The organism is Rahnella sp. CFA14(1/10) (assembly GCF_004195095.1).
In the GTDB taxonomy this organism is placed as follows: Bacteria; Pseudomonadota; Gammaproteobacteria; order Enterobacterales; family Enterobacteriaceae; genus Rahnella; species Rahnella perminowiae.
Genome location: NZ_SEWS01000011.1, coordinates 59,247 through 71,953 on the forward strand (window position 1 = coordinate 59,247; position 12,707 = coordinate 71,953).

A 12,707-nucleotide genomic window follows, 5' to 3' on the forward strand; every position below is an offset into this window, starting at 1 on the left:
CTGGTTTTATAACCCTATAAGGTGTGTGGGCAGAGGGAGTTTCGCGCTATTTCCGGGTTTTCCTGACAAAATTCTAAAGCAGCCTGACACTTCCTGATGCTTTTCTGTCGCCATCTTCAATATTCATTCTCATTTAGTTCTTAACATTAGCAGGCGTGAAAGGATAAATTAGCGGGTATCATTCATCCTGCTGAATGAAATAAAAATTCTTAATTGTTAGCAAAATCTTTACGTTGTCCTAAAAACAGCCATTGACGCTTTTAGAGATAATGTGTTTTTGACTGATATTGAAAATCTCTGGTTGAAGGTCATTTTTCAGCTGTTTTCTTCTCATTATTACTGCGAAACCAAGAAATTTATGCTGCCGACTGCCTCGTCTCGTCCCAAAAAACACACATTCCTGTGGATTGTTGTCGCCATTATCGTTGCCGCGATCCTGGTCTGGTTCTTTGCTTTTCACCACAGTGCGTCTGATCCTTCTGCCCAGAAAAAGCCGGGCCGTAGCGGCATGCGCGCGATGCGCGGCCAGATGATGGCGGGGATGGCAACACCGGTACAGGCCGGAAAGGCCACACAGGCGGACGTGCCGGTGTATTTGCGCGCGCTGGGTACGGTTGTGGCGAATGCCACGGTGACGGTGACCAGCCGGGTTGATGGCCAGCTAATGAAGGTGTACTTCACCGAAGGGCAGAAAGTGGCGCAGGGGCAGTTACTGGCGCAGATTGACCCGCGCAGCTATCAGGCGACGCTGGATCAATATCAGGGCTCACTGGCCCAAAATCAGGCGCTGTTGAAAAGTGCTGAACTGACGCTGGCGCGCTACCGCAAATTGTATGCGCAGGATTCCCTGGCACGTCAGGATCTGGAAAGCCAGATCGCGACCGCGGGTCAGTATGCCGGTGCCGTCAAAGCCGATCAGGCACAAATCGCCGCCGCAAAACTGAATATTGAATTTGCGAAAATTACCGCGCCGGTCAGCGGGCATGTCGGTTTACGACTGGTCGATCCGGGCAATATGGTCTCCAGTTCCTCCACTACCGGCATTGTCACCATTACCCAGACTCAGCCTATCGCCGTCACTTTCAGTGTGCCGCAAAGTAATCTGCAAACCCTGCTGAAAGCGTTGCGTGGGGGAAATCTGTTGCCAACCACGGCTTTTGATCAGAACGGCAGTGAAGTGCTCGGACAAGGGAAACTGCAATTTATCAGTAACGAAATTGATACCAGTACCGGCAGCATCAAGCTGAAAGCATTATTCGATAACGCCGATGAAAAACTTTATCCGAACCAGTTTGTGAACGCCCGCTTACAGGTGGCGACGCTGAAAGACACCACCGTGATCCCGGCGGCGGCATTGCAACTGAGCAGTGACGGGGACTTTGTTTATATTGTGAAAGCCGACAGCACCATTGAGCGTCGCAGCGTGAAATCCGGCCCGGATTTTGGTGATGACCAGGTAGCGATTTTGTCCGGCGTAGCGCCGGGAGAGCAGGTGGTGACTACCGGTATTGACCGGCTGAACAACGGCACTAAAGTCGAGATTGTGACACCAGGCTCAGACGATGCTGTCGCCGCTGGTAGTTCGTCGAAAGAACGTGAGCAACGCGGTGGTGTAGATAAGGCCACGACGGGTGCGGATAAAACGGCTGTCGCTCCGCAGGTAAACCAAAACACTGCCGGTAAAGACAGCGGGTCTAAATGAATCCTTCACGCCTCTTTATTCTCCGGCCGGTCGCGACCATCCTGCTGATGGTCGCCGTGCTGTTGTCGGGAATTTTTGCCTACAATATGCTCTCGACTTCGGCGTTGCCGCAGGTTGATTACCCGACCATTCAGGTTACCACGCTGTATCCGGGCGCCAGTCCGGATGTGATGGCTTCCGGTATTACCGCACCGCTCGAGCGTCAGCTCGGACAGATGGCGGGGCTGAGTCAGATGTATTCCACCAGCGCCAGCGGTTCATCGATTATTACGCTGAAATTCTCGCTGGACTTGTCCCTTGATGTGGCCGAGCAGGAAGTGCAGGCGGCGATTAATGCCGCTGACAGTCTGCTGCCCAGCGATTTACCGAATCCGCCGACCTATAAAAAAGTCAACCCGGCGGATGCGGCAGTGCTGACACTGGCCGCAACGTCTGAATCGCTGCCGCTGACCAAAGTGCAGGATCTGGTGAATACCCGCGTGGCGCTGAAACTGTCGCAAATTTCCGGCGTCGGTATGGTGACGCTGGCAGGAGGAAATCAGCCTGCGATCCGCGTACAGGTAGATCCGCGTAAGCTGGCGGCGCATAACCTCAGCATGGAAACTATCAACACGCTGATCGGCAACAGTAACGTCAACGGTTCCAAAGGCGGCTTTGACGGCCCGCATCATTCCATCACTATTGATGCCAACGATCAGCTGCGCACCGCAGATGAATACGGCAATCTGATCATCAATTATGAAAACGGGGCAGCGTTGCGTTTGCACGATGTTGCGACGCTCTCCGAAGCACCGGAAAATCAGTACCTTTCTGCATGGGCCAATAAGCAACCGGCGATCATTATCAGCGTTCAGCGTCAGCCGGGCGCGAACGTGATTCAGGTCGTGGATGCTATCAAAGCACAGTTGCCGAAATTGCAGGAGTCCCTGCCGGAGTCCGTCAAAATCAGCGTAATTTCGGACCGGACACAAACCATCCGTGCCTCGATCAGCGATGTTCAGTTTGAGTTATTGCTGTCTATTGCGCTGGTGGTCATGGTCACCTTCCTGTTCCTGCGCAATGTCGCGGCGACGCTTATCCCAAGCGTGGCCGTGCCGCTCTCACTGGTCGGCACCTTTGGCGTGATGTATCTGTGCGGTTTCAGCCTCAATAACCTTTCGCTGATGGCGCTGACCATCGCCACCGGTTTTGTTATTGATGACGCTATCGTGGTGGTAGAAAACATTTCACGACGACTCGAGGAGGGTGAAACACCGATGCAGGCGGCGCTGAAAGGCTCGCAGCAGATCGGCTTCACCATTATTTCCCTGACTTTCTCGCTGATTGCCGTGTTGATCCCGTTGTTATTTATGGGGGATGTGGTCGGGCGCCTGTTCCGTGAATTCGCCATTACGCTGGCGGTGTCGATTCTGGTGTCGATGATCGTGTCGCTCACCCTGACACCGATGTTATGCGCCTATTTGCTGCGTCACACGCCGGAAGAAAAACAGAGCAAGTTTTATCGTAAAGGCGGTGAGTTTTTCGACAAGCTGATCGCCGGTTACGACCGCATGCTGATCGTGGTGCTGAACCATCAGAAGATCACGCTGCTGGTGGCCGCCGCGACGTTAGTGTTCACCGCGTTACTGTATGTGATTGTGCCAAAAGGGTTCTTCCCGTCGCAGGATACCGGCATGATCCAGGGGATCACCGTGGCGTCACAGGATGTCTCCTTCAGCGAAATGGGGCGTCGTCAGCAATTACTGACCGCTGCCATCCTCAGTGATCCGGATGTGGAAAGCGTTTCCTCTACCATCGGCGTGGACGGCAATAATACCAGCCTGAACAGCGGGCGTTTGCAGATCAGCCTGAAATCCTTTGATGAACGCAGCGAACGTGCACCGGCAATCATTGAGCGCCTGAAACAGGAAACCGCAGGCGTACCGGGCATTACACTTTATATGCAGGCTTCGCAGGATCTGACCGTCGACGATCAGGTGACGCCAAGCCAGTACCAGTTCACGCTTGATGATTCCGACAGCGAAAATCTGGTGGAGTGGACACCGAAGCTGATTGAGAAACTCAGTGCATTGCCTGAGTTCAGCGAAGTCGTCAGTAACCTGCAAAATCAGGGGCAGATTGCTTACGTAGAACTGGATCGCGATGCTGCTGCACGCTACGGGATCACGGCATCTGACGTCGATACTGCACTGTACAACGCTTTCGGTCAGCGGCTGGTTTCCACCATCTTTACCCAGGCGAATCAGTACCGCGTCGTGCTGGAAGTGGCGCCGCAATTCCAGCAGTCACCGGCCTCTTTTGACGATGTCTACCTGGCGACTAACAACAGTACTTCGACGTCCGGCACGGTGGCGACCACCACCAGCAGTACATCTTCTACGTCTGACAGCGGCACCTCGACCACAACCACTAATGCCGGTGCCACCAATGGCATGGTCAAACTGACGTCGGTTGCCAAAATCCACATGCGCACCGGTGCGCTGTTGCAGGCGCGTCTCAACCAGTTACCGGCAGTAACGGTGTCGTTTAACCTCAAAGACGGTTATTCACTGGAGCAGGCGCAACAGGCGATTAAAACGACTGTGGCCGATATCGCGATGCCGGACAGTATCACCCTGCGTTATCAGGGGGCGGCGGCGTCGTTTGAAAGTGCCACCGGCAACACGCTGTGGTTGATCCTTGCCGCGCTGCTGACCATGTATGTCGTGCTCGGTATTCTGTATGAAAGTTTTATCCATCCGGTGACCATTCTGTCCACATTACCATCAGCGGCGGTGGGCGCCTTGCTGTCGCTGATCTTTGCCGGTACGGAATTCAGCCTGATCGCGCTGATCGGGGTGATCCTGCTGATCGGTATCGTGAAAAAGAATGCCATTATGATGATCGATTTTGCGCTGGATGCGGAAAATAAACAGGGGCTTTCGCCGCGTGAGGCGATTCATCAGGCGTGTTTACTGCGTTTTCGTCCGATCATGATGACGACGATGGCTGCTTTGCTCGGCGCACTGCCGCTGATGCTGGCGAGCGGATCCGGCGCGGAACTGCGTCAGCCGCTGGGGCTGGTGATCGTCGGCGGCCTGATCTTCAGTCAGATCCTGACGCTATTCTCCACGCCGGTGATCTACCTGATGTTTGACCGGCTTTCTCACCGCCTCAATCCACGTCACCGGCGTGCAGCGAAGCAGGCGGAATAAATGAACATTTCGCGTTTCTTCATCTTTCGTCCGGTCGCAACATTACTGCTGACGATGGCGATACTTCTGCTCGGTTTGCTTGGGTATCGCCTGCTGCCGGTCGCGCCGCTGCCCCAGGTGGATTTCCCGACCATTCTGGTCAGTGCCAGTCTGCCGGGTGCCAGCCCTGAAACCATGGCGGCAACGGTGGCTACGCCGCTGGAAAGGGCGCTCGGGCAAATCGCCGGTGTCACGGAAATGACCTCGCGCAGTTCGCAGAGTTCGACCAGCATTATCCTGCAATTCGATCTTGATCGCGATATCAATGGGGCGGCGCGTGACGTGCAGGCGGCGATTAATGCCTCCCGTGCGTTATTGCCGAGCAGCATGCCGTCGCTGCCAACTTACCGCAAAGCCAACCCGTCGGATGCGCCGATTATCATGCTGGCCCTGACCTCGGCTACGCGCAGTAAAGGTGAACTGTATGATATTGCCTCGAGCCAGTTGCAACAGAAAATCGCACAGGTCAACGGCGTCGGTCAGGTTTCACTGGTGGGTTCTGCACTGCCGGGCGTGCGCATTGATTTGCGTCCTGAGGCGGTCACGTCTTATGGCATCTCTCTCGATACCATTCGCACTGCGATTGCCAACAGTACCAGCAACTTGCCGAAAGGCTTGCTGCAAGGTTCGGATCAGTCATGGATGATTGAAGGTAATGGTCAGCAAAGTACTGCCGCGCAGTACAAACCGCTGATTGTCACCTACATCAATGGCTCGGCAATCCGGCTTAGTGATATCGCCTATGTTTACGATTCTGTCGAAGACAAATATAACGTCGGGTATTACAACAGTACGCCGTCGGTGATGATTGGCGTGACGCGGCAGGCTGGCGCGAACATGCTTGAAACCATTGAGGCGATTAAAGCCGCGCTGCCGCTGATGAAAGAAAGTCTGCCAGGAGATGTGCAGCTTAATCTGGCCCTTGACCGTTCGCCGAACGTTTCCGCTTCTTTGCGTGATACTGAAATGACCCTGCTGGAAGCCACGCTGCTGGTGATCGCGGTGGTGTTTGTGTTCCTGCGTAACTGGAATGCGGTGTTGATCCCCGCCGTGGCGCTGCCCGTGTCACTGATCGGCACCTGCGCGGTAATGTATCTGCTCGGCTATAGCCTGGATAACCTCTCGCTGATGGCGCTGATTATCTCCACCGGTTTCGTGGTCGATGATGCCATTGTGGTGCTGGAGAATATTACCCGGCATATCGAAGAGGGAATGGGGCCCGTGCGTGCGGCGCTGAAAGGTGCACAGGAAGTCAGTTTCACCGTACTGTCGATGACGCTGTCGCTGATCGCCGTATTCATCCCAATCCTGATGATGGGCAGCATTGTCGGGCGCTTGTTCCGTGAGTTTGCGGTGACGCTGAGTGTCTCACTGATCATCTCGATGCTGGTATCGCTGAGCCTGACGCCGATGCTGTGTGCGCGTTTCCTTAAACGCAAACCACCGGTGGAAAAACGTCAGCCGCGCATTTACCGCATGATCGAACGCGGCCTTAACAAACTGCTGGCGGCCTATTCTGCGGCGCTCGGCTGGGTGATGCGTCATCAGCTAATGACGCTGGTGGGGTTGTTTCTCACCGTGATCCTCAATTTCTATCTTTATACCGTAGTAGAAAAAGGTTTCTTCCCGGACCAGGACACCGGGATGCTGATGGGCATGTTGCGTGCGGATCAGAATACCTCCTTCCAGTCGATCCAGCCGCAGGTGCTGAAATACAGCAAGATCATTCAGGATGATCCGGCGGTCGAAGCGGTGATGAGTTCGGCGGGCAGCGGCGGTTTTGGTTCACGCAACACCGCGACCTTCTTTGTACGACTGAAAGATTTCGACAAACGTACTGCCACCGCCAACCAGGTGGCAAACCGTCTGATGATGGCGACGGGCAAAGAGCCTGGCGCGCAGTTGTTCCTGATGGCGGCGCAGGATCTGCACATCGGCGGACGCAGCGCTAACGCGCAGTATCAGTACAGTCTGCAATCCGATGATCTTTCCGTGCTGCGTGAATGGGCACCGAAGGTGCAGAAAGCCCTGGCGAAATTGCCACAACTGACCGGGGTGGATTCCGATGCACAGACCGGCGGTCAGGAGGTCATGCTCAATATTGACCGGGATCGCGCCACGCAACTGGGCGTGAACGTGAAGATGATCGACACGTTGCTCAACAACGCCTTCAGCCAGCGGCAGGTCGCGACGATCTATAAGACGCTGAACCAGTATCATGTAGTGATGAACCTGACATCGGATTACACCAGCAACCCGGATGTCCTGCATCAGTTATACGTGGTGACCGAAGCCGGTGATCAGGTGCCGCTGTCCGCGTTTGCCACCTTCAGTGGCGCCAACGCACCGCTGTCGGTTTCCCATCAGGGGCAGACAGCCACTACCACCATTGCATTCAATCTCGCTGACGGCTATGCGCTGGAGGATGCCCAGGCTGCGCTGAAAACCGCTATGGCGCAAATCGGCTTGCCGGATACCGTTCATGGCAGTTATGCGGGGACAGCGCAGGCATTTGAAGCGCTGGCCAGTTCCATGCCGTGGTTGATCCTGGCCGCGCTGGCAGCGGTATATATCGTGCTCGGCATGTTGTATGAAAGTTATATTCACCCGCTGACCATTCTTTCCACGCTGCCTTCCGCCGGACTTGGTGCGCTGCTGCTGATGCTGGTGACGGGTACGCAACTGACAGTGATCGCACTGATTGGCATCCTGCTGCTGATCGGCATCGTGAAAAAGAATGCGATCATGATGATCGACTTCGCCCTCGATGCCGAACGACGGCTCGGTCTGACGCCGCAACAGGCGATCACTCAGGCATGTCTGATGCGTTTTCGTCCGATCCTGATGACCACGCTGGCGGCATTCTTCGGCGCACTGCCTCTGGCGATGGGCAGCGGTGGTGACGCGGATCTGCGCAGCCCGCTGGGGATGGCGATTGCCGGCGGCCTGGCGTTGAGCCAGATCCTGACGTTATTCACCACGCCGGTGGTTTACCTGTATATGGATCGTACCAGCCGCGCGACGCATCGTCTGTGGCAACGTCTGCGTCCTCACACGCCAACGCCGGAGGCCCGCACACATGACTGATCACACTGAAACTCATTACCCTGAAGCGAATCTGATGACTCTGCAAAAAACACGTTCTATGGTGTTCCGTCTTGCCCCGCTGGTGCTGGCCATGCTTGTCAGCGCCTGTGCCGTCGGCCCTGATTACCAGCGGCCTGACGTGGCGATGCCGACGGCATTTAAAGAAGCCAAAGGCTGGACCGCCGCCATCCCGAAAGATAACCAGGCCAAAGGCGACTGGTGGGCGGTGTATCAGGATCCTGAATTGTCATCGCTGCTGACGCAGGTGCAGATTTCCAACCAGAACGTCGCGCAGTATGCCGCGCAATACCGTCAGGCACAGGCGCTGGTGACACAGGCGCGTTCCGATTTGTATCCTTCCGTCGATGCGACCGTCGGCAGCACGCGCAGCGGCACATCAACCTCCACCACCAACAGCCAGTCCGCACAACTGAGTGCCAGCTGGGAGCTGGATTTGTGGGGCAAACTGCGCCGCACGGCAGAAGAACAGGACGCCAGCGCGCAGGCCAGTAAGGCCGATCTGGCCGATGCCACGCTCAGTGCGCAGTCGGAACTGGCGCAGGATTATTTCCAGTTGCGGGTGATGGATCAGCAAATCGCGTTGTATAAGCAAAGCATCGATGCCTATCAGCGTTATCTGACGGTGATTGAGAACCAGTATGCCGGTGGCAGCACCTCGCGTGCCACACTGGCGCAGGCGCAAACTCAGCTGGAAAGCACCAAAGCGTCGGCGCTGGATCTACAATGGCAGCGCGCCCAGCTTGAGCACGCTATCGCCGTACTGATCGGCAAACCCCCCGCACAGTTCAGCCTCGCGGCACGTGACGTCAAACTCAACCTGCCTGCGATGCCGGATGCGATTCCGTCGCAACTGTTGCAGCGCCGTCCTGATATCGCCGCCGCCGAACGTACGATGGCCTCTTCCAACGCCGCCGTCGGTGTGGCGACTGCCGCGTACTATCCTGATCTGACCTTAAGCGCCAGCGGCGGTTTCGCCAGCTCGGCCTTCCACAATCTGTTCTCGCTGCCAAACCGTGTCTGGTCTTTAGGCCCGGAACTCAGCCAGACGGTACTGGATTTCGGTTCCACCCGTGGCAAAGTGGCACAGGCCGAAGCCGCGTATGACGCCGACGTCGCCAGTTATCGCCAGAGCGTGTTAACCGCGATGCAGGAAGTAGAAGATTATCTGGTTGAACTGCACACGCTGGACAGCGAGCTGGTCGCCCGGCAGAACGCTGCCGATGCCGCCAAAGAGTCCGCCCGCGTGACCTACAACCAGTATCAGGCTGGGATGATCGACTATCTTGACGTCGCCACCACTGAGAACACCAGCCTGACTCAGCAGCAAAGCGTCCTGTCACTGCTCAGCACCCAGATGGTCACCAGCGTTAAGCTGATCGCAGCCCTGGGCGGGGGATGGAACGGGGATGTAGGGAAATAAGAGAGTGTGAATTATCTCTGCACGAAGGACACATAAAAGTGTCTTTGGTGTAGAGATCATTATTGATTTCAGTTTCAGCGCGAATGTTGCCGTTCATCTTTAAAAATAATATTACGTGCACAATACTTCCAGGTACTCGCTTCATAACGAAGTAAGATAGTTTTCATATGCGTTTTAACTCATTTTTTTATTTGTATTTATCAAATTTTGATGTAAGTTTCGCAAAAATGAGAATCCAGATGATTACCGATGCCGCGCCTATCAACACGCCATACGAGGGAAAGATATAGATACAAAGCAGCCATGATGAAATAATAACAATAGGAAATAAAATGTCTGATAATAATAAAGATATTAAGCTTTTAAACATTATATTTGTCCCTTAACTCTTCATAAGCCTCATCTAAATTACGCAGCATTTTAGCCCTTACTTTCTTTATTACATCCTCTAATGCAGGTTCAATAAAATAATAAAAAATTTCTAATTCAGCGGTGTATAAGATTCCAGGCGTTTGGTAAGATTTAAATAGCACCACAGCCATCAGGATTATACAAGGGTAATTTCTGATTATGTGAGGCTAGTAACGGCTATAAATTTTCCTTAGTGAGTGACGGTTGATATCGACTACTTACGAGCGTAAATACTGGAGTGGCGCGCTAAATTTGGCCGTCTGAATAGAGGTGATTTAATCGCCTAATTAGTAATAAATTTCTGAAAATTCCATTTTTAAAGGTTCTCCAATAGATTGTGAAAACATATGGGCATAACGTAATGGCTCTTTTTTAAATGGACTCAGCGGGTTTCATGCGCTACATAAGCCGAACTGTTGCCCGTCAGCCACTGGATTGATTTTCCGGTAAATGAGTATCGAACCGCTTTTCTACCACGCCAGGCATCACATCCTGTACCGTGCTGCTGTCGTAACTAAAATTAGCGTTAGTGTTAGACATATACCCAAACCTATCTCTTAAGTTAAGAGACTTCTACTGTCTGGCTTTTCGTGGGGCCCACTCAATGGTAAATCGATCAGCATGGACTTAGTACCTTACGCAAGGAACGATTATGTACGGTAACGATGAAATTATTAGTCATTTACAGGCGAATAAAATTCTTGCACTAAAGCTAGATCACGCTGTAACTGCTGTCGGTCAGCAGGTCGCAAATCAAGTTGAAACATTAGGGAAGGGTGCTACCAGGCTGTTGTATTATACGTCCTGTTTTACCGATGAATATAACGATGTTTGCCAAAAACAAAAGACGGAAGATCTGCGCTTCAGGAACGGTGTCATTCGAATTATCCAGAATGGTGATGTTGTCTATAATATGCTTCATATCTACTTTGAAGAAATATTTAAATACAAAACCAATGACCAATTAGAGTATATCAAAAAACAGCTCATGGCTGTGAATGTTCATATCGCCGCCAGCTCACTTACAGGGGCAGGATATGCTTTAGCGGCCGCTACCAGCGTCCGCATTGGATTGAGTCTAAGTGTGCAACTCAGCTCTCTTACGGGGCGTGCAGCTGGTACGGTTGCCGGTGTAGTGACTACGTATGGCTTGGTTCAGAAAGCGGCGGATAGTGCCCATCGTCTATCCGTTCGATATCCCGCCTATTACGCAGCCCTTTATGCGCAAGAGCTGGAAATGATGTATTTCCTTATTGAGCCAGTGTTCGAACGCGCGGGTGCACTTGAAGTGCAATGGTCTGATTCCAACATCGCAAGTATCATTACTCGAATGATTCGATAACCATGATTAAATATCTAAAGAAATTTCTACTGTGGCAACTAGCGTTTTTATCATCACTGTACGGGCCTGTGGTTCTCACGATTATTTTCGCACTATTTCAGGGTTATTTTTTTCCTGATAGTCCCGTCTGGCCGATAGGCGTATTCGCCATAGTTATGATTGTTATTTTTATACGTTACTGTAAATGGTGACGGTCGAAAAATTAACCGCTGTTAAATTATCACTGATAAGGAAATTGAATGTCCACACCCGCTCACTTATGGCTTGAAGATGAAAATGGTTCTCCGGTTGTCGGTAGCTGCATGATGCCACTGCGTTTAGGTTCCATTGAGCTGAAATCATTCTCCCACGGTGTCACTATCCCCGTTGATTCTCAATGCGGAAAACTCACGGGTACGCGCGTTCATCGGCCTATCACGATAGTGAAAGAATTCGATCAGACTACGCCTCTCCTGTATCGAGCAGTGTGTGAAGGCCGAACCATGAAGAAGGCAATAATCAAGATGTACCGCATCTTGGAATCTGGCATCGAGGCCGAGTATTTCAATATCATCCTGGATAACGTCAAAATCACGACAATTTCACCCTACCTGGCTCCAGGCGGCATGAGCAGCACGCATCTGGAAACGCTAGAGTTACGTTATGAGGCGATCACATGGAAGTACACTGACGGAAACATTATCTACCGAGATTCATGGAATGACCGTTGTTGTGCATGACCACCGTTTTTATTTGCGGCACATTTCCCACAGGTAAAGAATAGCTAATGCCACCCGAGGTGGGTGCACCGGAAAACGGGGAGCAGAGCGACCAGCGTCGGCGAGTAGACGGCTGATAAATTACGCTGAACTTCGGACTACCTTCCCTCAGCGCTGTGTTTCACGACTCCTGTGGATGATATAGTTACCCACAGGAGTCGTGACGATTTTTGCCCGTCGTTATGTGGCTTTCTGGTGCGCTTACAGATACTCTACTTGGTCACTCCGGCCCCAGTTCAGACTCATTTTTGCATCCTTTTCAAATCGAAAATTTTCACCAAAATAATTTTTTACCAACGTTAGCTCAGCTATCTCATCAATATTACATTTCATCTTATCTATCAATAACCTGATTAGCTTCCTTCAACTTTTATCCCGTTTTGGGATAATGTTTCTGCCGGTTTACTCTTCCTGCGTAGACGTTTTATTTACTTATCACTCAGGAAAGGATCCTCCATGAACAAAGCACAGAATCATACCGACTGGCATCAGGCAGACATTATTGCGGCATTGCGTAAAAGAGGTACGACATTGGCGGCGGTATCGCGCAGCGTGGGGTTGAGTTCATCCACGTTGTCGAATGCGCTGTCACGATCATGGCCGAAAGGAGAGAAGGTGATTGCGCAGGCACTGAATGTGCATCCGAGCGTGATCTGGCCGAGCCGTTATTTTGATGCGCGGGGTGAGTTGGTGAAAAAGATTCTGCGATGAATATGTTGCGGGATAAGGTGTC

General features: G+C 52.6%; 8 protein-coding genes and 1 pseudogene. 7 read left to right on the plus strand and 2 right to left on the minus strand.

Annotation, left to right across the window (positions count from 1 at the left end):
* The first annotated feature begins 358 nt into the window (after window positions 1-358).
* From EVX52_RS20745 to EVX52_RS20760, 4 genes are read left to right on the plus strand one after another with little or no spacing between them, the layout of a single operon-like run.
* Window positions 359-1,702 carry an MdtA/MuxA family multidrug efflux RND transporter periplasmic adaptor subunit gene (locus tag EVX52_RS20745; RefSeq protein ID WP_129992030.1) on the plus strand — a complete coding sequence of 448 codons (1,344 nt, stop codon included), beginning with the start codon at window positions 359-361 and terminating at the stop codon, window positions 1,700-1,702.
* Window positions 1,699-4,896 carry an efflux RND transporter permease subunit gene (locus EVX52_RS20750; protein ID WP_129954911.1) on the plus strand — a complete coding sequence of 1,066 codons (3,198 nt, stop codon included), beginning with the start codon at window positions 1,699-1,701 and terminating at the stop codon, window positions 4,894-4,896. The genes EVX52_RS20745 and EVX52_RS20750 overlap by 4 nt, the downstream gene beginning before the upstream one ends.
* Window positions 4,897-8,022, plus strand: a complete 3,126-nt coding sequence (locus EVX52_RS20755) for an efflux RND transporter permease subunit (protein ID WP_129992031.1) — start codon at window positions 4,897-4,899, stop codon at window positions 8,020-8,022.
* A complete protein-coding gene (locus EVX52_RS20760) occupies window positions 8,015-9,463 on the plus strand; it encodes an efflux transporter outer membrane subunit (RefSeq protein ID WP_129992032.1) in 1,449 nt (482 codons plus the stop codon). Before EVX52_RS20755 ends, EVX52_RS20760 begins: the two co-directional genes overlap by 8 nt.
* A gap of 362 nt (window positions 9,464-9,825) precedes the next feature.
* On the opposite strand, the gene EVX52_RS20765 is transcribed toward EVX52_RS20760, so the two are convergent.
* Entirely contained in the window at window positions 9,826-10,005 is a 180-nt protein-coding gene (locus tag EVX52_RS20765; RefSeq protein ID WP_015696029.1) for a hypothetical protein, read from the minus strand.
* A gap of 521 nt (window positions 10,006-10,526) precedes the next feature.
* Between EVX52_RS20765 and EVX52_RS20770 the strand changes: the two genes are divergently transcribed.
* Entirely contained in the window at window positions 10,527-11,216 is a 690-nt protein-coding gene (locus EVX52_RS20770) for a hypothetical protein (RefSeq protein WP_129954914.1), read from the plus strand.
* A 239-nt stretch (window positions 11,217-11,455) separates the two neighbouring features.
* Entirely contained in the window at window positions 11,456-11,935 is a 480-nt protein-coding gene (locus EVX52_RS20780) for a type VI secretion system tube protein TssD (RefSeq protein ID WP_015696031.1), read from the plus strand.
* Between the two features lie 109 nt (window positions 11,936-12,044).
* On the opposite strand, the pseudogene EVX52_RS25615 reads toward EVX52_RS20780, so the two are convergent.
* Window positions 12,045-12,154: pseudogene (locus EVX52_RS25615) on the minus strand (IS630 family transposase); the annotation flags it as partial.
* Between the two features lie 276 nt (window positions 12,155-12,430).
* Between EVX52_RS25615 and EVX52_RS20785 the strand changes: the two are divergent.
* On the plus strand, window positions 12,431-12,685 hold the full coding sequence (locus EVX52_RS20785) for a helix-turn-helix transcriptional regulator (RefSeq protein ID WP_129992033.1): 255 nt from the start codon (window positions 12,431-12,433) through the stop codon (window positions 12,683-12,685).
* Window positions 12,686-12,707 lie beyond the last annotated feature (22 nt).